The organism is Aeromicrobium changchenzhani, from assembly GCF_057586615.1.
On sequence record NZ_CM172480.1, the window covers coordinates 1,858,283 to 1,884,688 of the forward strand.

Annotated in this window: 29 protein-coding genes; 11 read left to right on the forward strand and 18 right to left on the reverse strand. The window is 60.0% G+C overall.

All coding sequences use genetic code 11. The features are described from left to right. Positions 1-63 precede the first annotated feature (63 nt). Genes AC2YB9_RS09420 through AC2YB9_RS09435 form a run of 4 tightly spaced genes read right to left on the reverse strand, consistent with a single transcriptional unit; the run spans position 64 to position 1,556 of the window. Positions 64-207, reverse strand: coding sequence for a GntT/GntP/DsdX family permease (locus tag AC2YB9_RS09420; protein ID WP_487265088.1), 144 nt, complete (start codon positions 205-207; stop codon positions 64-66). 8 nt (positions 208-215) lie between these two features. Then, entirely contained in the window at positions 216-434 is a 219-nt protein-coding gene (locus AC2YB9_RS09425; RefSeq protein WP_487265089.1) for a hypothetical protein, read from the reverse strand. A gap of 11 nt (positions 435-445) precedes the next feature. Further along, entirely contained in the window at positions 446-958 is a 513-nt protein-coding gene (locus AC2YB9_RS09430) for a gluconokinase (protein WP_487265090.1), read from the reverse strand. 25 nt (positions 959-983) lie between these two features. Further along, positions 984-1,556 (reverse strand): 1-acyl-sn-glycerol-3-phosphate acyltransferase, encoded by a 573-nt coding sequence (locus AC2YB9_RS09435; RefSeq protein WP_487265091.1) that lies wholly within the window; start codon positions 1,554-1,556, stop codon positions 984-986. A gap of 116 nt (positions 1,557-1,672) precedes the next feature. Between AC2YB9_RS09435 and AC2YB9_RS09440 the strand changes: the two genes are divergently transcribed. Further along, entirely contained in the window at positions 1,673-2,464 is a 792-nt protein-coding gene (locus AC2YB9_RS09440) for an RNase H family protein (protein WP_487265092.1), read from the forward strand. Here the strand turns inward: AC2YB9_RS09440 and AC2YB9_RS09445 are convergent. Continuing rightward, positions 2,433-3,254 (reverse strand): slipin family protein, encoded by an 822-nt coding sequence (locus AC2YB9_RS09445; protein WP_487265093.1) that lies wholly within the window; start codon positions 3,252-3,254, stop codon positions 2,433-2,435. The two genes, AC2YB9_RS09440 and AC2YB9_RS09445, sit on opposite strands and share 32 nt — an antisense overlap. A gap of 148 nt (positions 3,255-3,402) precedes the next feature. Continuing rightward, entirely contained in the window at positions 3,403-3,753 is a 351-nt protein-coding gene (locus AC2YB9_RS09450; RefSeq protein WP_487265094.1) for a carboxymuconolactone decarboxylase family protein, read from the reverse strand. Between the two features lie 148 nt (positions 3,754-3,901). Here AC2YB9_RS09450 and AC2YB9_RS09455 point away from each other — a divergent pair, with 148 nt between their 5' ends. Then, positions 3,902-4,333 carry a pyridoxamine 5'-phosphate oxidase family protein gene (locus tag AC2YB9_RS09455; RefSeq protein WP_487265095.1) on the forward strand — a complete coding sequence of 144 codons (432 nt, stop codon included), beginning with the start codon at positions 3,902-3,904 and terminating at the stop codon, positions 4,331-4,333. 43 nt (positions 4,334-4,376) lie between these two features. After that, positions 4,377-5,063: a response regulator gene (locus AC2YB9_RS09460; protein ID WP_487265096.1), complete on the forward strand. Its 687-nt coding sequence runs from the start codon at positions 4,377-4,379 to the stop codon at positions 5,061-5,063. A gap of 18 nt (positions 5,064-5,081) precedes the next feature. On the opposite strand, the gene AC2YB9_RS09465 is transcribed toward AC2YB9_RS09460, so the two are convergent. Next, positions 5,082-6,779, reverse strand: a complete 1,698-nt coding sequence (locus tag AC2YB9_RS09465) for a sensor histidine kinase (RefSeq protein ID WP_487265097.1) — start codon at positions 6,777-6,779, stop codon at positions 5,082-5,084. Between the two features lie 201 nt (positions 6,780-6,980). Between AC2YB9_RS09465 and AC2YB9_RS09470 the strand changes: the two genes are divergently transcribed. Further along, on the forward strand, positions 6,981-7,529 hold the full coding sequence (locus tag AC2YB9_RS09470) for a hypothetical protein (protein ID WP_487265098.1): 549 nt from the start codon (positions 6,981-6,983) through the stop codon (positions 7,527-7,529). Positions 7,530-7,603: 74 nt separating this feature from the next. Here AC2YB9_RS09470 and AC2YB9_RS09475 read toward each other — a convergent pair whose 3' ends face one another. From AC2YB9_RS09475 to AC2YB9_RS09485, 3 genes are all read right to left on the reverse strand, one after another. Next, positions 7,604-7,798 carry a hypothetical protein gene (locus tag AC2YB9_RS09475; RefSeq protein WP_487265099.1) on the reverse strand — a complete coding sequence of 65 codons (195 nt, stop codon included), beginning with the start codon at positions 7,796-7,798 and terminating at the stop codon, positions 7,604-7,606. Positions 7,799-7,870: 72 nt separating this feature from the next. Then, the gene (locus tag AC2YB9_RS09480; RefSeq protein WP_487265100.1) at positions 7,871-9,313 is read right to left on the reverse strand and encodes a VWA domain-containing protein; all 1,443 of its coding nucleotides are present in this window, start codon (positions 9,311-9,313) and stop codon (positions 7,871-7,873) included. Further along, complete coding sequence (locus AC2YB9_RS09485) at positions 9,310-10,191, reverse strand: AAA family ATPase (protein WP_487265101.1); 882 nt, start codon at positions 10,189-10,191, stop codon at positions 9,310-9,312. Before AC2YB9_RS09485 ends, AC2YB9_RS09480 begins: the two co-directional genes overlap by 4 nt. Before the next feature lie 68 nt (positions 10,192-10,259). On the opposite strand from AC2YB9_RS09485, the gene AC2YB9_RS09490 reads away from it, so the two are divergent. Next, positions 10,260-10,658: an SRPBCC family protein gene (locus tag AC2YB9_RS09490; RefSeq protein ID WP_487265102.1), complete on the forward strand. Its 399-nt coding sequence runs from the start codon at positions 10,260-10,262 to the stop codon at positions 10,656-10,658. 41 nt (positions 10,659-10,699) lie between these two features. Next, positions 10,700-11,995 carry a M20/M25/M40 family metallo-hydrolase gene (locus AC2YB9_RS09495; protein WP_487265103.1) on the forward strand — a complete coding sequence of 432 codons (1,296 nt, stop codon included), beginning with the start codon at positions 10,700-10,702 and terminating at the stop codon, positions 11,993-11,995. A 16-nt stretch (positions 11,996-12,011) separates the two neighbouring features. Here the strand turns inward: AC2YB9_RS09495 and AC2YB9_RS09500 are convergent, their stop codons facing one another. From AC2YB9_RS09500 to AC2YB9_RS09510, 3 genes are read right to left on the reverse strand one after another with little or no spacing between them, the layout of a single operon-like run. Beyond that, a complete protein-coding gene (locus AC2YB9_RS09500) occupies positions 12,012-12,983 on the reverse strand; it encodes a patatin-like phospholipase family protein (protein ID WP_487265104.1) in 972 nt (323 codons plus the stop codon). Positions 12,984-13,011: 28 nt separating this feature from the next. Further along, a complete protein-coding gene (locus AC2YB9_RS09505; protein WP_487265105.1) occupies positions 13,012-13,194 on the reverse strand; it encodes a DUF5703 family protein in 183 nt (60 codons plus the stop codon). Next, complete coding sequence (locus AC2YB9_RS09510; protein WP_487265106.1) at positions 13,194-14,147, reverse strand: aldo/keto reductase; 954 nt, start codon at positions 14,145-14,147, stop codon at positions 13,194-13,196. Before AC2YB9_RS09510 ends, AC2YB9_RS09505 begins: the two co-directional genes overlap by 1 nt. A 48-nt stretch (positions 14,148-14,195) precedes the next feature. On the opposite strand from AC2YB9_RS09510, the gene AC2YB9_RS09515 reads away from it, so the two are divergent. After that, positions 14,196-15,029, forward strand: a complete 834-nt coding sequence (locus AC2YB9_RS09515) for an undecaprenyl-diphosphate phosphatase (RefSeq protein ID WP_487265107.1) — start codon at positions 14,196-14,198, stop codon at positions 15,027-15,029. Between the two features lie 3 nt (positions 15,030-15,032). Here AC2YB9_RS09515 and corA read toward each other — a convergent pair whose 3' ends face one another. Further along, positions 15,033-15,998, reverse strand: coding sequence for a magnesium/cobalt transporter CorA (gene corA / locus AC2YB9_RS09520; RefSeq protein WP_487265108.1), 966 nt, complete (start codon positions 15,996-15,998; stop codon positions 15,033-15,035). A 74-nt stretch (positions 15,999-16,072) separates the two neighbouring features. Here corA and mshC point away from each other — a divergent pair, with 74 nt between their 5' ends. Beyond that, positions 16,073-17,299 (forward strand): cysteine--1-D-myo-inosityl 2-amino-2-deoxy-alpha-D-glucopyranoside ligase, encoded by a 1,227-nt coding sequence (gene mshC / locus AC2YB9_RS09525; protein ID WP_487265109.1) that lies wholly within the window; start codon positions 16,073-16,075, stop codon positions 17,297-17,299. 23 nt (positions 17,300-17,322) lie between these two features. Here the strand turns inward: mshC and AC2YB9_RS09530 are convergent, their stop codons facing one another. The 3 genes from AC2YB9_RS09530 to metH all read right to left on the reverse strand — a co-directional run bounded on the left by AC2YB9_RS09530 (position 17,323) and on the right by metH (position 22,753). Continuing rightward, positions 17,323-18,051, reverse strand: coding sequence for a DUF2786 domain-containing protein (locus tag AC2YB9_RS09530; protein ID WP_487265110.1), 729 nt, complete (start codon positions 18,049-18,051; stop codon positions 17,323-17,325). 33 nt (positions 18,052-18,084) lie between these two features. Beyond that, positions 18,085-18,939 carry a PAC2 family protein gene (locus AC2YB9_RS09535; RefSeq protein WP_487265111.1) on the reverse strand — a complete coding sequence of 285 codons (855 nt, stop codon included), beginning with the start codon at positions 18,937-18,939 and terminating at the stop codon, positions 18,085-18,087. Between the two features lie 61 nt (positions 18,940-19,000). After that, positions 19,001-22,753 (reverse strand): methionine synthase, encoded by a 3,753-nt coding sequence (gene metH / locus AC2YB9_RS09540; RefSeq protein WP_487265112.1) that lies wholly within the window; start codon positions 22,751-22,753, stop codon positions 19,001-19,003. Positions 22,754-22,948: 195 nt separating this feature from the next. Here metH and AC2YB9_RS09545 point away from each other — a divergent pair, with 195 nt between their 5' ends. Further along, positions 22,949-23,605 (forward strand): HAD family hydrolase, encoded by a 657-nt coding sequence (locus tag AC2YB9_RS09545; protein ID WP_487265113.1) that lies wholly within the window; start codon positions 22,949-22,951, stop codon positions 23,603-23,605. Here AC2YB9_RS09545 and AC2YB9_RS09550 read toward each other — a convergent pair. Further along, positions 23,602-24,420 carry a RecB family exonuclease gene (locus AC2YB9_RS09550; protein ID WP_487265114.1) on the reverse strand — a complete coding sequence of 273 codons (819 nt, stop codon included), beginning with the start codon at positions 24,418-24,420 and terminating at the stop codon, positions 23,602-23,604. The genes AC2YB9_RS09545 and AC2YB9_RS09550 overlap by 4 nt on opposite strands. 72 nt (positions 24,421-24,492) lie before the next feature. Between AC2YB9_RS09550 and AC2YB9_RS09555 the strand changes: the two genes are divergently transcribed. Then, the gene (locus AC2YB9_RS09555) at positions 24,493-25,446 is read left to right on the forward strand and encodes a site-2 protease family protein (protein ID WP_487265115.1); all 954 of its coding nucleotides are present in this window, start codon (positions 24,493-24,495) and stop codon (positions 25,444-25,446) included. Continuing rightward, the gene (locus tag AC2YB9_RS09560) at positions 25,443-26,360 is read left to right on the forward strand and encodes a tRNA (adenine-N1)-methyltransferase (RefSeq protein WP_487265116.1); all 918 of its coding nucleotides are present in this window, start codon (positions 25,443-25,445) and stop codon (positions 26,358-26,360) included. The genes AC2YB9_RS09555 and AC2YB9_RS09560 overlap by 4 nt, the downstream gene beginning before the upstream one ends. Positions 26,361-26,406: the final 46 nt, after the last annotated feature.

Genomic DNA, 26,406 nt, shown 5'->3' on the forward strand with positions numbered 1-26,406 from the left:
CCTTCACGGACAGACGGTCCGCAGCAACCGCCGCTATGAGGCGATGGCGCCAAGGATCAGCACTCAGATCAAGGCGACGACCGAGACAATCGTTGCCATCATCGGCCAGGTCTTGATCGTTTGGTCGACGGTTAGCTCGAAGTACTCCTTGACCAGCCAGAAACCCGCATCATTGGCGTGGCTGAAAAAGAGCGACCCGGCACCCACGGCGAGAACTAAAAGTTCCAGTTGCGGCTGGTCCAAGGTGGCGCCGCCGCGACCGCCCCCAAAACAGCGGTACCCAGAATCAGGCCAATGAATGGGTGGAATTTCGCCCACACGATCAGCAGGACCACGGTGGCAATCCCCAGCAGCGCAGCAAGCATCAGCTGCCCGTTTCCGGCTGCGCTCAGCAGCTTATCTGCCATGTGCACGAACATCGCGATGTCGGTCATATCGACGCTCCCTAGGCTTTCAGATTCAGCGCTTTCAGTGCGGCGCGGATGACCTCGTCGGGGGCGGCCGCAGCAGAAACAGTGACGCCTGGTTCGTCGGGTTCAAGCGGCTCCAAGGCGGCGAACTGACTTGGCAGAAGCGAAGCAGGCAGGTAATGGCCGCGGCGGCGCTCGAGCCGCTCGGCGATAGTTTTCTCATCAGCAGACACGTGGCAGAACCGCACGTTCTCGCGCCCTTCGGTCAGCAGATCACGGTAGACACGGCGAAGCGCCGAACAGGTGATAACGGCGCTGTTTTGCTGCTGTTCCTGTTCATCGATCCATGCATTGATCGCGCGCAGCCACGGCCAGCGATCCTCATCATTGAGCGGCTGCCCCGACGCCATCTTGTCGACGTTGGCCTGCGGATGAAAGTCGTCGCCTTCGGCGAACGTCCAACCCATCGCATCAGCCATGCCAACGGCGACGGTTGTCTTCCCCGATCCCGATACGCCCATGACGATGAGAAACTCCGTCGATACCATGTGAACGATGCTAAACCCGTTTTGGTCAGTTGGCGTCGTTGCTCTCGTCGCGCAATCGCGGTTTGGTCGCCTTCTCGGGTCTTATGCCGTGTTTGTCAGCATAAAAGGCACGGACGAAGTCCATGTCTGCACGCACATCGCCAGTCGGATGGAACGTCGGTCCGAAGCCCATCGTCTTGGTCGGCGGATCGAAAAACGCAAGCGAGATAGGCATGCCAGTCTCACGAGCGATGCGATGGAAACCTGACTTCCAATATTCTCGTTTGGATCGGCTGCCCTCTGCGGCAATAATCAGCCGGAACGGCTCCCCGCTGCCAGCCTTCTCGATCTGTGCGCGCACGGTACTCGATGGATCGCTTCGATCGAGCGGGATCCCGCCGAATACGCGAAGCATCAGTCCGACCGGCCCGCGAAAGAGTTCTTTCTTGACGAGTACGGCCGGTTGGACACCGCCGGACCACATCACCAGCAGCATCGTGACAAAGTCCCAGTTCGAGGTATGCGGTGCGCCGACCAAGATTCCTGTCTTCGGCACCTCGCCAACCATCTGGTAGCGCATCACGCGAACGACGCCTCGTGCCAACCGCTGTCGAATCATGTCTCGATTCTACGGATACGGACGACACAGACCGCTCGCGGTGCGTGTCAAGTCGCCCGCGCCCGAGGTGGGCTGGCAAACTTGGTCGTCCGAACGCTCCGTATGACAGGACATAGATGACCTCCGAACTTACCGTCGCCGTCGACGGTTCCTGTCACCTCGACACCCGCCCCGGACACAAGAGCCCGACCGGTTGGGCTTGGTATGCCGAAGATGGCCGGTTCGCATACGCGGGCGTGGCCGATGGCACCAACAATGTCGGCGAGTTGCTGGCAATTCTCAACGTACTTGACGAGTTCCCCACGACTCCGCTGGTCATTCAGGCTGACTCTGCGTATGCGATCGGCTGTGCCTCGACCTGGGCGGAAGGCTGGTCGAGAAAAGGTTGGGTCAACTCAAAAAAAGAACCGGTTGCGAACCTCGAAATTGTTCAAGAGATCTTCACGCTCATGCAGGAACGCAAACGCGGGGGAGTGCCAGTCCGGTTCCAGAAGGTCAAGGCCCATCTGATCGACAAATCCATCTGGCCGCTGAATGTCGTGGTCGACGAACTGGCCGGGCTCGCCTCTGAACGAGCCAAGGACGGGTTGGCCGACATCGTCAGGAACACGAGCAGCGCACCAAAGCTGGTCGATGAGGCACCTGCTCCCACGACCAGCCAATCAACAGCCAGCACGTCGACGGAGCCACATCCGGTGGTACTCGCCGCGGCTATTGCAGTCCGCGACGCCATGGCAACTCACCAATCCGCGGACGCGACCGGCTTTCACACTGAGGTGGCTCGCTCAGTGCTCAACGCCGCCGGGCCGCTCATCGTTGCTGCGGAACGCCAACGTCTGATCGAGTTGGTTCAAAGCATGTCCTCCCGCCAAGAACTCATTGCGGCGTTGGAGCGTCCTCAGTGCTAGCCACGGCCGGCGCGCTCGCAGCAGTCGCTTCCCTAGTCAGAAACGCTGACAGATCACCGATCATGGTCATGATCGGAGCCGGGAACACGACCGTCGTGTTTTTGTCGACGCCAATATCGACGAGGGTTTGCAGATTCCGCAACTGAAGCGCGATCGGATGCGCCATCATCGTGTCCGACGCATCGCCGAGTGCTGCTGCCGCCAATGATTCGCCTTCGGCGTTGATGATTTTGGCGCGCTTTTCGCGCTCAGCCTCGGCCTGACGAGCCATCGCGCGCTTCATCGATTCTGGCAACTGGATGTCTTTGAGTTCCACGAGCGTGACCTCGACGCCCCAATCGACGGTATTCACATCAAGAATCTCCCGGATGTCGAGATTGATGCGGTCGGTCTCCGAAAGAGTCTCATCAAGGGTGTGCTGGCCGACCACTTTCCGCAGGGTCGTCTGAGCAATCTGGTCGATTGCGGAGTAGACATTTTCGATGGCAATCACCGACTTGATCGCATCGACGACACGGAAATAGGCAACCGCAGATACATCAACGCTAACGTTGTCACGCGTGATGATGCCTTGGGACTGAATGGGCATTGTGACGATCCGGAGCGACACTTTGTGCAGAACGTCAACGATTGGAATGATGAAGCGCAGCCCAGGCTCACGCGCTTCCTGCACCCGTCCGAGCCGAAACAGAACGCCCATTTCGTATTGTTTGACGATCCTTACTGAGGCCAATAAGGCCGCCAGCAGCAGGACAACAATGAAGATAACGATCAAACTGCCGGTATTCATGTCGAACATCCTACCCGTTGATCCGGACACGCATTGTTCCCGGAACCACAGAGCGGATCTCATCTTGATCCGCCTGCCTCGTCAACGCTAGCGCGACAATCGACTCCTCACCAACGGCCGGGTTCGAGGGCCCCGCTGGGCACAGATTCTAACCCTCGCTGTGCTGCGCGTGCACCTTGTCAAGCGCCCGTAGCGCCAGCGCTGAATGTGCGTATGCGCCGCCAGCACGCATCTCAGCGGCTACCCACACGGCTTCCATGACTTCTTCATCACTGGCACCCTTGCGGGCCGCCAACTTGGTGTGTCCATCGATGCAATACGGGCATTGTGTCGTGTGAGCAACTGCCACGGCAATCAGTTGCTTGGTCTTCTCGTCGAGTGCACCTTCGGCGAATACTGCTTTGCTCCAGTCGGTGAATGCGTCGTGAATGTCAGGGGCAAGCTCCTTTCGGCGCTTCGACATTTCCGCTGTGGCCTTGGGATACATGTCGTCAGACATCCGTAAACTCCTTTGTAGTGATGACACTTTCACGTTAGCCCCGTTGATAATCACGTACGTTGGGGGCTGAGAGGCAACGGTCTCTTGCACCGCAGCCTCGACCGATCAAGAATGAAGCCATAGATTCACAACCGAACAGAGGCACACCATGACAGCCGACGCCGAAGCCCCAGGCGTGTTTAGGACGTTGACCCCGAAACAATGCCACGAGTTACTGGCGGTGGGAGCCATCGGCCGAGTCGCCTTCAACGGCAGCCAAGGCATCACGCTGCTGCCGCTGAACTATCTGCAACTCGACGGCGCGATCTATTGTCGGGTCAGCGCTGACAGCGTCCTCGGCGAGCTTGCCCATGATGTCGGGGAGATTGCGTTCCAGGTCGATCAGCACGAGGACCTCTATCGCAAGGCTTGGAGCATCACTGCGAACGGCACGGCCGATGAAGTCACGGATCAGGACATGTTGACCAGCCTGCGAACGCACCGCCAACTGCAACCGTGGGCAGTCGGGGAGCGCGAACTCTTCATCCGGCTGACCATCACGCGGATCGCAGGCCGGCGGGTGGTTCGGTACGCCCGTTAACTCCGGCCACAATCAGGACCTTCGGCCCTCAGGTTGAAGCCTCATGCCCGGCATACTCGAAGGTAGACACAGAAGTTACGGAGTGATGATGGCAGACCCGGTGCGCGTATTCCTGCTCGACGACCACGAGGTTGTGAGACGAGGACTTCGCGAACTCCTCGAGAGTGAGGGGGACATTGAGATCATTGGCGAAGCTGGCACGGCCGCTGCAGCATCGGCCCACATCCCCGCGCTCCGTCCAGATGTCGCAATCCTTGACGTGCAACTTCCCGACGGTAGCGGGATCGAAGTTTGCCGGCAGATCCGATCGGTTGACCCCAACATCCGCGCGATTATCCTGACGTCTTTCGACGACGATGAGGCGCTGTTCGCGGCGATTATGGCCGGCGCCTCCGGCTACGTACTCAAGCAGGTTACGGGCCAGGACCTTCTTTCCGCCGTCCGGCAGGTCGCTGCAGGCGCCTCACTGCTCGACCCGCACGTGACCGAACGAGTGTTGCAGCGACTGCGCGATGGCACCGACAACGAACACGAAGAACTCAAATCGCTGACGCCTCAGGAGCGACGGATTCTTGAACTCGTTGCCGATGGCCTAACCAATCGGCAGATCGGTGAGCGACTTTTCCTAGCCGAGAAAACGATCAAGAACTACATGTCGAGCATCTTGGCCAAGCTTGGTCTGGAACGACGTACCCAAGCCGCGGTCTTCATATCTCGACTGCTGGGCTGAGTTTCAGCACCCGGCTGATCAGGCTGGCACGGACCACAGAAGCCGGGTGCCGTGGGGCGCAACCGCGCGAACCTCGAAATTGCCGTGCCGCTGCTCGGCACGTTCGCGTAGATTGCCCAAACCGCTCAGCGAACTGTTCGGGTCGATGCCAACGCCGTCATCAACGATCTCGATGCTGAGTTCCCCTTCAGCGGCTGCTATCGAGACTGACACCGATGACGCATGGGCATGCCGCACAATGTTCGCGAGTCCTTCGGTGACAACAGCTACGGCATCGTCGGTCAGCTCGCGGTTGGACATCAGATCAACCGGACCCAGAAAGCGATGTTTGGGTGCGTTCTCGAGTTGATCGGATACCCGGTCGATCACTTCGCGGATGCGAGATCGTAGGCCGCTCGAGCTGGCCCGCGACTTGTTCTTCAGCGCAAAGATACTTTCGCGAATCTGGGCAATGGTGTCATCGATGTCAGCGATTTGGGTGCTAAGGCGCCGCGCTGGCTCGCCCGGGCCGAGGCCACTCGCGATGGCCTGCAGGCTAAGCCCCGCTGCGAAGAGTCGCTGGATCACATGATCGTGTAGATCGCGTGCGATACGGCTTCGGTCCTCGAGTTGATCCAGATACTGATTATGCGAACGGGCTGCCGCACGCTCGACCGCCAAGGTCATCTGCTTCGCAAAGGTGTTAGCCATCTCGTGGTCGCGCAAAAGGAATGGCAGACCACCGGGCGCGCGGAAAATGATCAGCACGCCGTCCTGACCCGCGTTGACATCGAAGGGCACCACAATGGCTTGGCGCATCTGTGAGCGTTGAAGAAGTCCGTCACGAGGGCAAACACGGATATCGGCGACTACGTGAAGTTCACGCCGTTCGAGCACGTCCTTGATCGCGCCGTCGATGAGCGGAAAGCTTGCCTGATCAAGCGCGTCCGCTCCCAAACCACAAGCCCGATCGACCACCACATTGTCATGGTCGGCAGACGCAAGCCCCACACAGACAAGATCGGCCTGAGCTATTTCATGAGCGCCTTCGACCATCAGATCGATGGCGCCATGTTCATCGCCGGCAAGCATGCGACGGGTTGTCGAGGAAAGAATCGTTGCCAGCCGTTCACGATAGGTCGACTCTTCGAATAGGCGTGCATTTGCGATCGCAACACCCGCCGTAGCAGCAAGTGCACCGGCGAGTTCCTGATCATCAATGGAGAACTCACCACTCTCGTGATCAGTCATGTAGAGATTGCCATAGATCTCATCACGCACCCGAATTGGAACGCCAAGGAAGCTTGTCATCAGCGGATGGTGTTCGGGGAAGCCACTCGATCGAGGATCGGTCGACATCGACTTCAGCATGATGGGTTCCGGGTCTTGGATCAGGGCACCAAGCAGACCTTTGCCATCAGGCAGCGGACCAATTTTTCGCACCGTTTCGGCATCCAAGCCAACATGAATGAAGCGATCGAGATTGCCACTCGGCCCGATGATCCCGATAGCCGCGTACTTGGCACCGACTAGTTCGCGCGCCGCTTCGGCGATGCGCCTGAGGACGCTCGGCAGGTCCAAGTCGCTGACAACCGCATTGTTCGCAGCGACCAGACGTCGCAACCGCACCTGGGTCGACATCACCTCATGGGCGCGACCGATCAGCTGATCGAGCAACACCTCGAACTCAAGTTTGGGTCCGTCGGGGAAGCCAATTGCATTTGTGTCGTCGTTCATACCAACTCCGCACCACAATCTAGGGTTTCTTCAGGTTAGTCCGACTTCGGCCGAACCCAGCATACGTACGAACTCGGTGTCGACATCCGCCGGATTAAAGGGGGGACCACCGGCGACCACGATCAGGCACTTAGTCCCTTACTGCCGGCGCCTACTGAGGCGAGAGTGGGATTACACGAACGAACAAACCGAGAGGCAATCATGACCACCATCCACTCGAGGCACGCCAACTCGGCTGATGCCTCGCACCCCATGACCACCAGCCGGTCTCCGCTGGACTACATGTTAGGCATCACCCGGCTCGGATTGGGCTGGATCTTCCTATGGCCCTTCTTTGACAAACTCTTCGGGCTTGGCCACGAAACCGCCTCAGCTGATGCGTGGATCCACGGCGGAAGTCCGACCAGCGGATTCCTCGGACACGCAACCAGTGGACCGTTTGCCGATTTCTATCATCAGTTCGCCGGACACGCGTGGGCCGATTGGCTCTTCATGCTTGGCCTGCTCGGCATTGGCGTTGCACTCATCCTCGGCGTGGCGATGCGACTAGCCGCAGGTGCTGGCGCGCTGCTTCTTATCCTCATGTGGTCGGCAGTTCTTCCACCAGCCAACAACCCCATCATTGATGATCATCTGATCTATGCTGCTGTACTGGTCGTGTTGGCCCTGGCTGGTGCCGGTCGCACGCTCGGCTTGGGAGATCGCTGGAACAGCCTGCCGTTCGTCCAGCGGACTGCGTTGCTCAAGTAACCGTCAATCAAAACAAAAGACGATGGTCGCCGGTGAAGTCACCGGCGACCATCGCCGTTCATTGGCAGGTATGGCTATCGATGATCCGCGTTCTCGCGCCCAACATCAAGAAATACCAGGGCGAAGGAAATGATCGCGCCGGCGAAGATTCCGATTACCAGTCCGGCGCGGAAGCTGCCAAGAAAGAGGGCGAGAAGGAGGACAAGCCCGAGGCACGTTGCAGCGACGAGGCCAGCCATCGAGCGGGCCAATGTGGTTGTAGTGGGCACGCCTCCACCGTACGCTCTCAGACCGTATAATCAACAATCCGTTGGTTATGTGTTCTGTCACATCTGTGCAGGTCAGACGGGTAAAAGCCGTGTTATGAACCGGGTTAACTGTTCAACATTGCAACATTCATGCATCTGAACAACTTCGGCATAATCGGTGGCCACCGAATCGCCAAGTCCCCAACGCAAGGAGCTCTCCGGATTCAGCCAGAACGTCCGCTTCGCGCGGGTCGTGATCGCGTGTAGGGCAGCAAAATTGGGATCCTGATTGTTGTTACGTGCATCGCCCAAAATGAGAACCGCAGTGCGTGGACCAATCGCGTTTAAGTAGTCTTCGGCGAAATCTCCGAAAGCTTCACCGTAATCACTACTGGTGTGCCACGTGGCGATCCGGGCCTCAGCCGCAATCCGGCTGGACAAGTCGTCACCGGATTCCTTGACCAAGTCGGTCACCTCGGCCATCGCATTGACGAACGCGAACACCCGGATCTTGCTGAACTGATCGCTCAGGGCCTGCACCAGTAACATCGTAAAATTCGAAAAGCCGCTGACTGATCCCGACACATCACATAGCAGCACAAGCTCAGGCCGGCTCGGATGCGGATTGGCGAACACCGGGTGCATCGGTATGCCGCCGGTCGACATCGAGCGACGCAGGGTCCGGCGGATGTCGACACGACCGCGGTTCTTCTTCTTGCGTTTGGCCGCTAAGCGCGTCGCCAACTTACGCGACAACGGCCGCACGGTCCGGCGTAGATCCTCAAGCTGGCTGCGATTGGCGCTGAGAAAGTCGATCTGATCATTGCCGCGGCGTACGGCGTGCTTGACGACGCGGTCTCGGCCGCGAAGCTCAGCGGTGCGTCGCCGCGCCTCGGTCGCCACCATCGACCGGAGGACCTCGATATTACGGCGTATTTCATCGCGTTCCAGACGGTCGGCGAACTGCTCGCCTTGGCCTCCGCCCTGGCCTTGGCTCTGAGCCTGGCCGCCGCCACCTTGCCCAGCACCGTCGCCACCTTGGCGAATCCGAAGCGCCGGAACGAGCAACGTTTGCGGTTGAAGCCGTTCAAGGGTTTGGTAGGCCGACCAGCCGCCATTGGCTTGGCCGCCATCGCCGACTCCACCGAGCATGTCAACCGCGATCCCGGCGACCTGTTCAAGCGCGTGCACGTCATCGTCGGCCAACGCCATCGCCAGCAGGTCGCGCAGATCCTGGCGATCGAAGTCCGCGTCGCTGTCGAGCGCGGACTGCGGGATTCCGGTCCCCGCCGGAAAGAAGATGTCAAAGGTTTGATCGAAGACATCGCGCTGGCCACCGCGCCGCACTAGCGCCGACGCAAGCCCTTCGCGCAGTGGCGAACGATCGACCATTCCCAGCACCTCGATGATCGCGGCCGCATCGACAGTTTCGCTCGTCCCCGCACGAATACCCTTGCTTCTGAGCGCACCGACAAACTCGACCAAGCGCGCGGCAAGGTCGTCGGCATCGGCGGCGGCTGACCGGTCGGCATTCATGGTGCTTGCAGAACCTCGGCAAGATCAAGTTTGCTGCTCGCTTTGGCAATGTCATCTTGATGTTTGAGAATGACGCCCAAGCTCTCGGTGATCACGTCGGCGTCAAGAGTTTTTGCACCCAAAGCCACCAAGGTCCGTGCCCAGTCGATCGTCTCCGATACCGAGGGTGCTTTGCGCAAGGGGAGTGCGCGTAGGGCGTTGATGACGCGGATGACCGAACCGGCAAGGACGGTGTCGAGTTCGGGCACCTTGAGCCGCACGATCTGTTCCTCGAGCTCCGCATCAGGAAATCCGAGGTGCAGAAAAAGGCAACGTCGCCGCAGTGCTTCGGACAATTCACGCGTCGCATTCGAGGTCAGCACCACAAACGGGCGACGGGTTGCGGTGATCGTGCCCAGCTCGGGGACGGTGATCTGGAAGTCACCGAGTATCTCGAGCAACAGGCCTTCGATCTCGACATCGGCCTTGTCGGTCTCGTCGATGAGCAGAACCGTTGGGCCTTGGTTACGAATCGCGGTCAGGAGCGGCCGAGCGAGAAGGAATTCCTCGCTGAAAATGTCGTTGCGTGCCTCGTCCCAAGACTCATCCTTGCCGGCAGTGATCCGCAGCAGTTGTTTGGCGTGATTCCACTCGTAGAGTGCGCGGGCTTCATCGACGCCCTCGTAGCACTGGAGGCGGACGAGCTCGGCGCCACACGCTTCCGCGACCGCACGCGAAAGTTCGGTCTTGCCGACGCCTGCCGGGCCCTCGACGAGAAGCGGTTTGCCGAGCTCACTCGCCAGGTAGACCGTCGTCGCGATGGCGTCAGAGGCCAAATAGCCCACCTCCGCGAGTCGGGTCTTGACGTCCTCGACCGAGGTGAAACTCATCGTACGCATTCGATTCCTTTGGTAGAACGTGCCGCCTCTGACCTGCGTCGGACCAAGTCCGCCTCTAGTATTGTGTCGTGGCTCTAATCAAGATCGTGCGGGATACCCCGAACACGCCGGAAGAAACATGGCGCCGAATCACGGACTGGGCGAGACACGGTGAACACGTACCGTTCACGACGGTCGCATCCACCGCGAATGGCTTTAATGCGCGTACCGGAATCGGTCGAATCGCATTCGATGATCCGATGGACATCGTTGAGTGGAACCCGCCGCTTTTTTGTCGTCTTGAAAAGCGCGGACGCGTGATTTTGGGTTGGGCAGAAATTACCGTGACCGCTTCAGCAACCGGCAGCCAAGTCAGCTGGATCGAAGAGGTCCATCCGCGCGGAGTTCCGCGGATTTTCGATCGATTCACCGCTTGGACTGCGCAATGGTTGTTCGGCCGTGTTCTTGAACGCTTGCTGGTGGATTGATCCCAGCGCCATCGGCGAGCAACCCCACGTAGTATCGGCTCATGGGATACCTACCGGAAGCCGACGTCCTTGAGATTTGTCGCGATCTGATCCGTATCGATACCTCCAACTTCGGGGATTCGTCCGGACCGGGGGAGCGCACGGCCGCGGAGTATGTCGCGGCATCACTTGCCGAGGTCGGCATCGAATCCGAGATCGCCGAGTCCGAATCGGGTCGTGCAAGCCTCGTTGCTCGCTGGGGCAATCAGAACTCGGCGCGGTCAGGTCTGCTAATCCACGGGCATCTCGATGTCGTACCGGCACAGGCTGCGGACTGGCGCGTGGACCCGTTCGCCGGGGAGATCGTCGACGGCTACCTGTTCGGGCGCGGCGCGGTGGATATGAAGGATTTCGACGCGATGTTGCTCTCGGTCGTCCGCCAGCGGCAGCGCGCAGGCGATATCCCGGACCGCCCGATCACCTTGATCTTCACCGCTGATGAAGAAGCCGGCGGGGTCAAGGGTGCACATTGGATCGTCGACAACCACCCCGAGTGGCTCGAAGGGTGCACCGAGGCAATTGGTGAAGTCGGTGGCTTCTCGACCGAAGTCGGCGGCAAACGGCTCTACCTGATCGAGTCGGGCGAGAAAGGCATCGCATGGCTGCGGCTCAACGCCGTCGGCACCGCCGGGCACGGCTCAATGAGGAACACCGACAACGCAGTCACCCATCTTGCCAAGGCGTTGGTGACGTTGGGCGAACATAAATGGCCGGCCCACCCAGGCCCATCGATGCAACTGCTGCTCGACAAAGTACGCGAGTTGACCGGCAGCGAAGCAACCGATCCAGATGAACTGCTCGAACACTTCGGCCCGGCGGCGCGCATGATCGGTGCCGGAATGCGCAATTCGACCAATGCGACGATGCTCGAGGCTGGTTACAAGCACAACGTGATCCCCGGCAGCGCGAGCGCAGCGATTGATGGCCGCTACCTGCCCGGCCACGAAGACACCTTCATCCCCGAAGTCCAGCGCCTCGTCGGTGATCGCGTCAGCGTGGAACCTGGCATCTCTGACAAAGCGCTCGAGTTCGCTTTCGAGGGCGATCTGGTCGACGCGATGACAGTCGCCCTGCATTCGCAGGATCCCGAAGCCCACATCGCACCATTCTTGATGTCCGGCGGCACCGACGGCAAGGCCTGGAGCAGGGCCGGCATCACCTCCTACGGCTTCACCCCGCTGCGGCTACCCGCCGATCTCGACTTCACCGCGCTGTTCCATGGCGTTGACGAACGGGTGCCAGTCGATGCCCTTGAGTTCGGCGCACGGGTGCTCGACGCCTTACTCGATCAGATCTGACTCGACAGAAGTTCGCTCAACCCCGTCGGCACTGCTCAACGTATTGCTGGAAGTTCCAAGTCTTCAGGAAATCGCGAGCGGCGCTCGTGCCATTGTCATAGAGCGTTTTCCTGCGTGCCGCGCCGAGATCGAAGTCGACCGTGCTGACCGCGTCGGTCGGAACGAAGATCGTACGCATGACGGTGCACTCATCAGCGACATACGCCGAATCCTGTGCGCTGAACAATGTGTCGAGGGCGGCGATGCCGATCCCCACCGGCCCGTGAACTGGATGACTCATTGGCGGGGTGCCGGGCTTTCCCGACAGGCGGATGCCAAATGTTGGCCAGCGTGCTTCTGCGGTCGCGGCCCGATCGAATAGGCCGACCGGGAAATCCGACAACAACCCGCCGTCGACCCAGGTCGCGCCGGACACCTTAACCGGTCGGAAGAAGTAGGGGATTGCAGTGGATGCGCGTACGGCGAGCGCGACCGAAAATTCGTCCGGATCTTGGTCATAATCAGCCAGGTCCCAAGGGATTCGTACCAGCCGGCGCCTCGACAAATCGCTTGCCGTCACGACGAGTGACCAGGCGTGCGCTGGCCAGGTGTCACCCGTACGGAGGTCACCGAATTTTTCGACTCCGAGATCCTTCAGCGCTCCAGCCACAAACTGTTCGAGGTATTTTCCCTCATAGAGTCCATCGGTCGTGAGCACTGACAATGCTCCGCCGAGCAGTGGAATCCGGCCGAACCACGGAGCGTCCTTAAACTTGCGGTAGTCAATCGCCGCAGCGATGTCGTCAAGGCGGCTCAATGACTCGCCAGCGTGCTGCAAAGCAGCAACGAAACAGCCTACGAGCGCACCGGAACTCGTCCCCGCGACGCGTGGGAAGGTATATCCGGCCGCGGCCAACTCATGCACGGCGCCAACAAGTCCGATGCCTTTGACGCCGCCGCCCTCGCAAACAAGATCGGCGAGATGTTCAGATTGCGCTGCGGACCGCATACCTCCACGTTAACCCGACGACGCAGACTCAGAGCGTCGCGCGCATCCGAATAATCTTCCGCCGAAGCGTTATGGTGCGTTGTCCGCTGCGGTCCTTGCGCAACCGGGACAATTCCCAGCCTTGGTATTCGGCCGCATCGGTCAACAGCCGACACACGGCTTTGCGCGACTGGGAGCGGTCCAAGGTCAGCCGCCAGAATTCATATTCCATCAGTCCCAGGCCTCCGATACCTCGTTAAGCGCTATGGCGATTTCATTTGGTAGCTCGACTGTCTCGGCCGCAAGCGACACTTCGAGCTGAGCAGCAGTACGCGCACCAACGAGCGTCGAGCACACGCCTGGCCGATCGCGGAGCCACGCCAACGCGACCTGCGCCGGCTCGGCCTGTAAGCCCTCCGACGCGCGTGCCACGGCTTCCACAATTGCCGAACACCGTGGGTTCAGATAGGGCGCGACGAATTGGTCGATGCCCGGGGTCGCGGCGCGGGAATCGCCGGGAACGCCAAGCCGATATTTGCCAGTCAGTACGCCTCGGCCGAGCGACGACCACGCCAGCAGACCCATGTCCATCGCAGCAGCTGCCGGTGCGATCTCGGCCTCGAGGTCGCGATTGAGCAACGAATACTCGACCTGCGTTGACGCCAAGGTCAATGCATCGGCTCGACCCGCCAGCCAGGTTTGTGCCTGCGCGGTCTGCCAGCCGGCGAAGTTACAGATTCCGACATACCGGACCCGACCACTGCGAACGACGGACTCAAGGGTTGTCAGGGTCTCGCGCACCGGGGTCCGCTCGTCCCATCCGCTCAGCTGCCAAAGATCCAGATGATCGGTGCCGAGCCGAGCCAAGGATTCGTCCAGCTGCGCGAGCAGAGAACGTCGCGACGCGTCCGGCCGCATACCACCTGAATCGGCGCGAAGGCCAGCCTTTGAAGCTAGGACCACGCGATCACGGCAATTGTTCTTCGACACCAACTCACCCAGGAGCGACTCCGAGGCGCCAAGGCCGTAGCTCCAAGCAGTGTCGATCAGGGTGCCACCGGCGTCAAGAAAAGTACGAAGTTGATCCTGGGCGTCGTGCTCATCGACGGCGGTGCCCCATTGCATCGTGCCCAGACCAATCCGTGAAACCTCGAGTCCGGTCGCACCCAACCGTCGATTCTGCATATGGCAAGGCTAATAGGGGCTGCCGAAACCTGCCGGTAGGCTCGCACAGTGGATTTAATCAAAGCCGTGATTCTCGGCGTTATTCAAGGCCTAACCGAGTTTCTACCGATTTCCAGCAGCGCGCATCTCGCCATCTTCCCGAAATTCTTCGGCTGGAATGATCCCGGCGCGGCGTTCACTGCCGTCATCCAGATCGGCACCGAACTCGCCGTCATCATCTACTTCTGGAAGGACATCTGGTCGATCGGATCGGGTTGGGTACGCGGCCTGTTCAACAAGTCAGCACGCGACTCCCAACAATGGCGCATGGGTTGGTTCGTCATTATCGGCTCAATCCCGATCGTGATCATGGGACTCTTGCTGCAAAACCTGATTGACAGCAACTTTCGCAATCTTTGGGTCATCGGCACAATGCTCATCGTTTTGGGCATCGTGCTCGGCATCTCCGAACGAGTCGGCCGCAAAACCGCGCCGATCGAAAATCTGACGATGACTCATGCGATCTTGTTCGGTCTCGCCCAGGCCGGAGCCCTGGTGCCCGGTGTGTCTCGTTCTGGCGCCACCATCAGCATGGGGTTGTTCCTCGGCTATGAGCGGGTGGCCGCGACCCGCTACGCCTTCTTGTTGGCCATCCCCGCGGTTGTCGGTGCCGGCCTCTACAAACTCAAGGACATCAGCGGTTCCAATGAATACGGCACCGGCCCGACAATCGTCGCGACGATTGTGTCGTTCGTCGTCGGCTTCGCCGTCATTCACTGGCTGCTCGGCTACGTGAGCCACAAGTCATACGCGCCATTCGTCGCCTGGCGCATTGGACTCGGCGCACTGACGCTGATCCTGGTTGCCAGTGGCGTCATCGTGGCCAGCACAACGGTCGGCTGAGTTTTACAGCCAGCCAGACTTGCGGAATCGCCACACGATGAACACACACAGTGCCAACATCGCGCCAACCGCCAGCGGATATCCGTAGGTCCAATTGAGTTCGGGCATGTGGCGGAAATTCATGCCATAAATTCCGGCGATCATTGTTGGCACGGCAAACAGCGTCGCGCCGGCCGCAAGTTTGCGCATGTCATCGTTCTGCTGGACGCTCAGTTGGGCAAGGTGCGCGTTCAGTGCGTTGCCGAGCAGGTGATCGGTCGCGTCGATTGACTCGGCAACGCGAGTCAGATGATCAGCGATATTGCGAAAATAGGGCAATGATTCAGCCGGCATTGCGCCGCCGACGAAACGATTAACTGGATCACGCAGGGGGAGCACAGCCCGTCGGAACTCCAGCGTTTCGCGCTTGAGTCGGTAGATCCGCGCCGAATCGGCCCGACGTTCGGCTGCGAAGATGGACTCCTCAACTTCTTGGACGTCGATCTCAAGTTCGGCCGCGACCGTCCCGTAGTCGTCCACGATCGAGTCAACCACCGCATACAGTGCCGCGGTGGGGCCATGGCGGAGTTCATGGGATTGCGCTTCGGCGCGCTGACGCACTTTTCGAAAGTCATGGCCGTTGCCGTGCCGAACGGTCAGCAGGTAGTTGGATCCGAGGAACACATTGACCTCGGCGGTGTCAATGTCGTCATTGGCGTAGGTGACTGTCCTGATCGACATAAATAAGTGATCGTCAAAACGTTCGGCTTTAGGCCGCTGATGGGCTCCGACCGCGTCCTCGACCGCGAGTGGATGCAACTTGAGCGGTCCGGCAATCTCAGCCATCTCTTGAGCCGTCGGTTCAAACAGCCCAATCCAAAGGAAATCGTGGCTGCCTTCAAGCGAAGCAAGTGCGGCTTCAAGCGAAGCGACATCATGGGAGGTGTCCTCCCGCAGGCCGTCTCGATACGTTGCACAATCGATAATCACGTCGCCATTGTGCATCGCGGCACGCCGTGTTGCCCGTAGGCGGGCCGGGTGGGACGAGCCGATAGTCTCGTTGCATGCGTAGTTGGCCCACCTGTGAAGTCCCAGCCCTCGATCAATTGGGTTTCGGCACCGGCACCGAGCCGACAGTATTCGACAGTTCCTCCGGTCAGCTTGTGCGACCTACTCTTGACGGCCCAGCGCGGCTGTATGTCTGTGGCATTACGCCCTACGACGCAACTCATATGGGGCATGCCGCGACCTATCTCGCCTTCGATCTCCTGCAGCGCGTATGGCGAGACGGCGGGCACGAGGTCAACTACACACAAAACGTCACCGATGTCGATGACCCCTTGCTTGAGCGTGCCAATGCGACCGGCGTCGATTGGGCTGAGTTGGCCGAAAGCCAAACCCAGTTGTTCCGTGACGACATGACCGCCTTACAAATCTTGCCGCCAGATCACTATGTCGGCGCAGTCGAGGCGATTCCGCTGGTCGTCAAGCTGATCCAACAGTTGCAGGCAACTGGATCAGTTTATCGAGTTGACGACGACCTTTACTTTGCTGTCCACACCGATCCCACCTTTGGCGAGGTATCCGGCTTAGACGCTGCCACCATGGCCGAGGTTTTCGCAGAACGCGGCGGCGATCCGGAGCGGCCGGGCAAGCAGAACCCGCTCGATTGCCTTCTTTGGCAAGCCGAACGTGCTGGCGAGCCGGCGTGGGACACCGAGCTGGGCCGCGGCCGTCCGGGTTGGCATATCGAGTGTTCATCGATGGCATTGCACTATCTGGGCGGCACCCTTGACGTACAAGGTGGCGGCTCCGACTTGGCCTTCCCGCATCACGAGATGTCTGCGGCTGAAGCTCAGGTCGCAACTGGCGAACGCTTCGCGAAGGCTTACGTTCACGCCGGCATGGTCGGGTATGAGGGCGAGAAGATGTCCAAGTCCAAGGGCAATCTGGTTCTCGTTTCCAAGCTCCGTGCCGATGGCAATGATCCGATGGCGATTCGATTGGCTCTGCTCGCACATCACTATCGCAGCGATTGGGAATGGTTCGACGCTGATCTGACCGGTGGCATTGAACGGCTAGAACACTGGCGGACCGCAATTGACCGTCCGGCCGGCTCTTCCGGTGCTGCAGTCGTCGCGGGAATTCGCGCTGCCTTGGCCGACGACCTTGACGCCCCCGCGGCCCTCGCATTGGTCGATCAGTGGGCCGCCGATGATTCCGCTGACGATATGGCCGCTGCGCAGACCGTGCGGGCCGCCGTTAATGCGCTGCTTGGCGTGGCCCTCTGACCGCTTGCTTCGCGGTCTGACCGTCAGTGATTCAACTGACGGCGTCCGCCTGAATCGATGCCGGAATTAGTGCCAAGGTCGGCGCGCTGGCCGGAGGCATAGCCGTGCGCCGCACCGCCGCCGGAAAGCCGCCGCGGGCTCGCCATTTTTAGTCGGGGATAAGCCTCATACATGGCCACTTCGGCCTCGTGACTGCGATCGGCAAGCACAAGTGCCACCGATGGGCTGGAAGCGGCTTGGCGTTGTTCGACGTGACTGATCGATACGCGCTCGGCCTCGGCCAGCCGTTGCTGGATCGCCGCACTGAAGCCGGCCCACCAGGTGCGCCGAAAGGCCGCCACATGCTCTGACGTCGGGATCGGCGTCGCGGCTAGCTCACGTGCGCCTTGCAACAGCAGGCTTGTAGCGAGCATCTCAATGCAATCCAAGTCAGCTTCGAGGCCGAACAAGTGCGCCGTCAGTTTGGTATCACCACCTAGGATCACTGCCTTGCAGCGCATGACTTGCGCGACCCTGCAGACCAGCGAACATTTGTCTCGTGCGTAGGGCGCCACGAATACGATCTTGCGATCACCCATCGAATGCGCGGCATGACGGGTCCCGGCCAACAGCGCCTGGTCGATGCCGTAATCAGTCATTAATTGGGCGGCCTTGGCGGTAAAGGCAGCCGCCTCAGCCGATGTTGCTGCCGGGTCCTCGGCGAGCGTGAGCAGCTTGCGTACTTTGTTGAGCGTGTTGTCCGAACGGGTCATGGCTCAACCCTCGCAGCGGGGTATGACAACGCTTCAGGCTTCGGGATCTGTGGTGCGGCGACGCAAATATCGTTCGAACTCGCGGGCAATCGCATCGCCGGAGGCCTCCGGGAGATCGCTGGTGTCACGTTCGTCCTCGAGCGCCTGAACATACTCGGCAATTTCCTCGTCCTTACCGGTCAGATCATCAGCGCCGCGTTGCCAGGCTTCGGACATCTCAGGCAACAACCCCTGGGGGAGCGGTATGCCCATCGCATCTTCAAGGTGGCCAAGCAAAGCCAATGTTGCCTTGGGGCATGGCGGTTCGGCTAAATAGTGGGGGACTGCGGCCCATAGCGACATCGTTGCGATTCCCTGCGCTGAAGCGATATCAGCGAGGACCGTGTTGATACCGACAGGACCCAAGTAGTGCGACGGTTCCACATCAAATTTTTTGCCGGCGCTCGCATCATCAGTCGAACCGGTAATCGGCACCGGTCGAGTGTGTGGGGTATCGGTAAGCAGAGCGCCCAACGTAATCAGATCAGTGACGCCAACGAGCTCACCAAGTCCGACGATCGTGGAGCAATATTGCATCCACCGATAGTTGGGCTCCAGTCCGCGTACGAGCACCACATCGCGGTCGTATTGCGGCAGTCGGGCGAAATAGACAACCGTGCTCGGCCACTCCAAGACCCGATGGCCTTCCTCGTCAAAGCCGAGCTGCGGACGGTTCATTTGGAAGTCGTAGAAGTCCTCAGGGTCGAACTCGGTGAGGAGCTCCGCATCCCATTCATCGAGCAGGTGATCGACGACGCCTGACGCAGCATCAGCGGCATCATTCCAACCCTCGAAAGCAGCAATCATCCAAGGATCGCGCAGTTCGGGGATCTCCGGTCCGGTGCTCACGACCTCAGCCTAGATCAGGACCGGTGGCGCGGCGCGTCAATCGCGCCGAGACGCGCCGCAATCACGACTCCGGGTTGTAGGTCAGATTGGAAGACAGCCAACGCTCCGCCTCATCCATCGTCCAGCCCTTACGCGCCGCATAGTCCTCGACTTGATCCTTGGCAACCCGACCAACCACGAAATATTGCGACTTCGGGTGCGAGAAGTACCAACCGCTGACTGCAGCACCGGGCCACATTGCCATGCCGTCGGTTAGCTCGATTCCAGTCCGGTTTTGTACGTCGAGCAACTCCCAGATCTTGCGCTTCTCGGTGTGTTCAGGACAGGCCGGATATCCCGGCGCCGGACGGATACCCCGGTACTTCTCCCGGATGAGTTCCTCGTTGTCGAGTGCTTCCTCGGGCACGAAGCCCCAGAATTCCTTACGTACGCGCTGATGCATCCGCTCAGCGAACGCCTCGGCGAGCCGGTCCGCGATCGATTCAAGCAGGATCGCGCTGTAATCGTCGAGTTCCTCTTTGAACTCCATGATCTTCTCGGTTGCACCGAGGCCCGCAGTCACCGCGAACGACCCGACGTAGTCGGCAAGTCCAGTTTCCTTGGGTGCCACGAAATCGCCCAACGAACGGTTGGGGACTCCCTCGCGCCGTTCACCTTGCTGACGCAGATTGTTGAGCGTGGTGAGCACCTCGGTGCGGGACTCATCGGTATAAACCTCGATGTCGTCGCCGACAGCATTGGCCGGAAACAGTCCAAACACGGCATTCGCGCGCAGCCACTTGTTCTCGATCGCCCGGGTCAGCATGTCCTGGCCATCATTAAAGAGTTTGCGTGCTTCAACACCTGTGGTCGGATTGTTCAGGATATCGGGGAACTTACCCTTCATCTCCCACGCATTGAAGAACGGCTGCCAGTCGATGAATTCGCGCAGTTCGTCCAGTGGGTAGTCGATTAATGTCTTGACGTACTCCGTGGCTTCGCTGTCTTCTTCGAACATGCGCGGGCGCGGCGGCTGATAGTCGCTCCAGTCAATCGGCGTGCGGTTCGCACGCGCCTGCTCAAGGGCCAGTACCGGCCGCTTGTCCTGTTTGGCCGCATGCAATTCGCGGAGCGCCTGGTAGTCGGCCGCCACATCGGCGAGTAGTGCAGGCCGTTGGTCGTCCGATAGCAGGGCGGCGACGACCGGGACCGAGCGCGACGCATCCTTCACCCAGATGACCGGACCGTGATATTTCTGCGACACCTTCACCGCAGTATGCGCGCGCGATGTCGTGGCCCCGCCGATAAGCAGCGGCAGTTCCATCTTCTGGCGTTCCATCTCGGCGGCAAAGTTGACCATCTCATCGAGCGACGGCGTGATCAATCCCGACAGGCCGATCGCATCTGCATTCTCGGCAATCGCGGTGTCGATGATCTTCTGTGCTGGCACCATCACGCCGAGATCAATGACGTCGTAGTTGTTGCATTGCAGGACGACACCGACGATGTTCTTGCCGATGTCGTGAACATCGCCCTTGACCGTGGCCATGACGATCTTGCCCTTGCTGCGCTCAACGTCGCCAGGCTGCTTTTCGGCTTCGATGAACGGGATCAGATAGGCCACGGATTTTTTCATCACGCGTGCGGATTTGACCACCTGTGGCAAAAACATCTTGCCCGCGCCGAACAGATCGCCGACAACATTCATGCCCGCCATCAGCGGACCTTCGATGACCTCGATTGGCTTGCCGCCACGGTCGCTGATCAGCTGGCGCAGTTCTTCGGTATCGCTCTCGGCAAAGTCGTCGATGCCCTTGACCAACGCGTGAGTGATCCGTTCGCCCACCGGGAGAGCACGCCATTCGTCGTTCGCGACCTCAATCTTGGTGCCGTCACCGGCGAACCGGGGCGCGATCTCGACCATGCGTTCCGTGCTGTCGTCACGTCGGTTGAGTACGACATCCTCAATATGTTCGCGCAGTTCGGGGTCGATCTCGCTGTAGGGGACAAGCGCACCGGCGTTGACGATGCCCATGTCCATACCGGCCTGTACCGCGTAATAGAGGAAGACCGAGTGGATCGCCTCGCGGACGACATTGTTGCCGCGAAAGGAGAATGACACGTTGGATACGCCGCCGGAGATCTTGACGTCGGGCAGATTCTGTTTGATCCAGCGCGTCGCCTCGATGTAGTCAGTTCCGTAGGTCGCATGCTCCTCGATGCCGGTGGCCAGCGCGAAGCAGTTGGGGTCGAAGATGATGTCTTCGGCCGGGAACCCGATCTCGTCGACCAAGATGTGGTAAGCGCGTTCACAGATCTTCTTCTTGCGCTCAAGGGTGTCAGCCTGACCGACCTCGTCGAAGGCCATCACAACAATCGCGGCACCATATTTGCGGCACAGTCGAGCCTGTTCGCGGAATGGGCCCTCGCCCTCCTTCATGGAGATCGAGTTGACGATCGACTTGCCTTGGACCGTCTTGAGCGCGGTCTGGATGACCTCCCATTTTGAGGAGTCGATCATCATCGGTACTTTGCAGATGTCCGGTTCGGTTGCAATCAGTTTGGTGAATCGATCCATTGCGGCGAGGCCGTCGATCATGCCTTCGTCCATATTCACGTCAAGGACCTGCGCGCCCGATTCGACCTGTTGACGGGCGACTGTCAATGCTGTGCCGTAGTCGCCATCCTTGATCAGATTGCGGAAGCGTGCAGAACCGGTGATGTTGGTACGTTCGCCCACATTGACGAACAGCGACTCATCGGTGATGTTGAGCGGCTCAAGGCCGGACAATCGACAGGCTGGCGCAAGCTGGGGGGCGACACGTGGTGCCTTCCCCTCGGCTGCGGAGGCAATCGCCTTGATGTGTTCGGGCGTCGTGCCGCAACAGCCGCCCATCAGGTTTACGAGGCCACTCGCAGCGAACTCCTCGAGGATCCCAGCAGTCTGATCAGGGCTCTCGTCGTATTCACCGAATGGATTTGGCAGACCAGCGTTGGGGTAACAGGAGATGAAACAATCGGCGATCCGTGCGAACTCCGCAATGTAGGGTCGCATTTCCTTGGCGCCCAGCGCACAATTCAAGCCGACCAGCAGCGGCTGCGCGTGCCGAATTGAATTCCAGAACGCCTCGGTGACTTGCCCGGACAGGGTACGGCCGGACGCATCGGTGATGGTGCCGGAGATGATGACCGGCCAGCGGCGGTCACGGTCCTCGAACAAGGTCTCTAAGGCGAAGATTGAGGCCTTCGCATTGAGCGTGTCGAAAATTGTTTCGATCAGCAAGACATCGGCGCCGCCATCAACGAGTCCATTGGCCTGTTGGGTGTAGGCCGCCACCAACTCGTCAAAACTGGTGTTGCGTTTGCCCGGATCATTGACATCGGGAGAGATCGAGGCGGTTCGGTTGGTCGGCCCCATTGTTCCAACGACGTAACGGGGACGTTCCGGCGTTTCGCGGGTCATCTCATCGCAGGCTTCACGGGCCAGCCGCGCCGACTCGAAGTTGAGTTCGTACGCGATTTCCTGCATGCCGTAATCAGCCAGCGAGATGACCTGAGCGTTGAAGGTATTGGTCTCCACCAGGTCCGCGCCTGCTTGCAGATAGTCACGATGGATATCGCTGATGACGGCTGGCTGCGTCAGGCTAAGGAGGTCATTGTTGCCCTGGACGTCCGATGGCCAATTCTTAAAGCGCTCGCCGCGATATTGCTCTTCAGTAAATTTGTGGCGTTGGATCATGGTCCCCATCGCGCCATCGAGGACAAGAATCCGATCCTCGAGGAGTGCGGTGAGTTCGGCGGTGGCATCAGGGCGAACGAACGATGACTCGGTCAACGGATTTCCTCTACTGTGTTCTCGACGGACCCGGCTAGGCACGTGTCAAGGGATTCAACGAGACTACTGGGGCAGTCGTTACGGGGCGCTTTTGTCTCATCCCTCGGTCCGTCCGTCTCATTATATGATCATTGTCTTTCGTATGAGCACTGCAGCGCGCTGCGACGCTGCCAGACCAGCCGATAGGCTGAGGTGGTGACGTCAAACCATGACCTTCTGCCTGCTGCGGTGCTCTGGGACCTCGACGGAACGCTGGTCGACACCGAACCACTCTGGATGGCTGCCGAGCGTGACCTCGCCGAAACCTACGGCAAGGAATGGACCGACGCCGACGGACTCCAACTCGTCGGCTTCGATCTACTTGATTCCGGCGCGTACATCAGAAGCCACCTTTCGATTGACTTATCACCAGGGGCGATTGTCGAGTTCTTGGTCAAGCACGTTGCTGCCACGCTGCACTCCACAGTGGTCAGCTGGCGGCCTGGCGTCAAACAGCTCATCGAGGCACTGCGGGCCGAGGGAATTCCGCAGGCGATCGTCACGATGTCCTATCAGTCGATTGCGGTGCCCATCGCTGAACAGTTGCCAATCGATGCGTTGATCACTGGTGACATGGTCACCAACGGCAAGCCGCATCCCGAGCCATACCTGTTGGCCGCGTCCAAACTCGGTATCGATGCCGGTCGGTGTCTGGCGATTGAAGACTCCAACACAGGCGCCAATTCTGCCAATGCGGCTGGTTGCCTTGTACTCGCAGTACCGAACATGGTCGCGGTCACCGAAGCACCAAACCGGACCCATCTCACCAGCCTGGCTGGCGTGATGCCTGCGGATCTTCGTCGGTTGTTCTAATTCACCGCGGGTAACACGGGGAATGGCGGCGGAGTGCCACCCCATGCGGGGCACAATTCCTTGAACGAGCACCAGTTGCACAGCGGGCCTTTGCTCGGCGCAAATGTGCCGCTCTCGGTCGCGGCCGAAATGGCTGACCAGAGCACGCGAAGTTTATTTTCGGTCGCAACCAGATCGGGTTCATTCGGCTCGTAACGCAAAAACTGCCCATCACCGAGATACATCAATTGGAGCAGCGTCGGGATCACGCCGCGGGTGCGCCAGATGACGAGCGCATAGAACTTCATTTGGAACAACGCTTTGCCCTCGAAGCGCGGATTGGGTGACTTGCCGGTCTTGTAGTCGACCACGCGGATCCGTCCATCCGGTGCCACATCAAGGCGATCAACGATGCCGCGGAGCGTCAACCCCGAGTCCAACTCGTACGTGACCCACAACTCGCGGGACTCGGGCTCGAGATACTGCGGGTCCTCCATCCGGAAATACTGATCGAGGAACGCGGTCGCACTCTGGAGCCACTCGGCTTGGTCGGTCGCATCATCACCCTCGAACAAGTCGGCAAGCTCTGGCCGATCAATAAGCAATGCCGCCCACTGGGCTGGCACCATCGATACGGCCCGCTCGAGGGTTCGTTCAGCAGCCGGATCATCGAACAGCCGCTCAAGTACCGCATGAACCAACGTCCCGCGCACCATGACAGGGCTCGCTGGCTCGGGAAGTTTGTCGATCGTACGAAAGCGATAGAGCAAGGGACAGGTCATGAAGTCCCCGGCCCGGCTGGGCGAGAGTGAAGCGCGAACCGATGATGAAGCCATACCGGCACACTAACGCCGTCCACCGACAGCGCTGTCGAGGTTAGCCCAGGGCGAGCACGGTAGCGTGGATGTGTGAGCAGACCAGATGATTCCGGACCACCACCGGGAACACTGCGTCTGGCCCGCCTCCGTGACATCGATCTGCTGATCAAACCATCGTTGTTGCTGATGGCGGTCGTCTTGATCGTCCTGTTTGCGCCACGCTTCGACAATGGCGGCCCCAACAACTCCTATGTTCTTGCCGGGCTCTTTGTTCTTGCTCTATATGTGTCGGTACTGATCCATGAGTTGGCCCATGTGTGGGTCGCCCGTCGCTATGCGATGCCGGTCGCGTCGATAACTCTGCATCTATTGGGCGGCGAGACCGCGATTGAGGGCGAAAGCCGCACGCCGGCTCAGGAGTTCTGGACCTCGATCAGCGGCCCGCTTGCGTCGCTCTCGATCGGACTGGTCGCATGGCTGGGCAGTTCCGCGCTCACAGCCGGCAGCGGCCAGGCGATTGTGGCGGCGATCGCTTGGGTCAATTTGCTCGTCGCCGCGTTCAATCTAATCCCGGGGCTGCCGCTCGACGGTGGACGGGTATTTCGCGCGATCATCTGGGCTGCAACCGGCGACGAAGCCACCGGCACCAAAACCGCGGCTTGGATCGGCCGGCTCTTCGCGGCCATCGCGGTTGCATTCCCGCTCTATTGGATGCTGACCCACAACGATGCGGTCAGGTCGGTCGACGTGCTCGTGGGCATCCTGATCGCATGGTTCCTGTGGACCGGCGCCACACAGGCGCTGCGAAATGCAGACCGGAGTGCCCGCCTCAACTCGTTGTATGCGCGCCACATCGGCGAGGCCGGTGTTGATGCGCCCGTGGACGCACCAAGCCTGCCCGCAGATCTGCACGGAATACCCTTGGTCCGGGCGATGGCCGCAACACCCTCCGACGTCTACCGACTGACCGAATCCGACGGCACGACCTTCGGCCGGCTCCTCGCCGACCGGGTAGATGTCGCCTACCGAAATGGCAAGGCATGACCGACAACAACGCACTGTCCGGCGTACGCCGCGGCACCATGGCCGAGGGTGACTGGGTCCGGATCATGGATGCCAAGGGTCGCAAACACAATCTGCAACTCGAAGCGGGCAAACAGTTCTCGACCAAGAAGGGTCAGATCCTCCACGACGATCTGATTGGTCAGCCCGAGGGGATCATTATCGAGTCCTCGCTCGGCGGCGAATATCAAGCCTTTCGCCCCCTGTTGCACGAGTATGTCGTCTCGATGCCGCGTGGAGCAGCGATCATCTATCCCAAGGACGCTGCCCAGATCATCACCATGGCCGATATCTTTCCCGGCGCGCGAGTCGTTGAGGCTGGCGCCGGATCGGGCAGCCTAACCTCCTATCTGCTGCGCGCAATCGGCCCCGACGGCTCGCTTGCCTCATATGAATTGCGCGAGGAGTTCGCCGAAACTGCCCGCAACAATGTCGAGCAGCGCATTGGGGCAAAGCATCCAGCATGGAAACTTACGATCGGTGACGTCCGCGAGGTCATCGAGGAGGCCGACATCGATCGACTCATTCTCGACATGGTCGATCCGTGGACCTGCGTCGACCTTGCCGAAGAACGGCTCATCCCCGGCGGGATCATCTGCGCATACGTCGCGACGACGACCCAGTTGTCATTGTTCGTGGAGACCATCCGTGCCAATGGCGGCTTCACCGAACCTGCCGCTTGGGAAACGATGCTGCGCGAATGGCACTTAGAAGGACTCGCGGTACGGCCCGACCACAAAATGATCGGCCACACCGCATTCCTGGTGACGGCCCGGCGCATGGCACCAGGTGTCAGATCGCTCGCGAAGTCGCGACGGCCAGCACCAGGAGCGTACGGACCGGACTATCGCGGACCACGCCCAGCCGGCCTTGCTGAGTCAGCTGGCGACCAATAACAAAAACGACACGATCCATACGCCAACATGCCTTCACATTTTGATC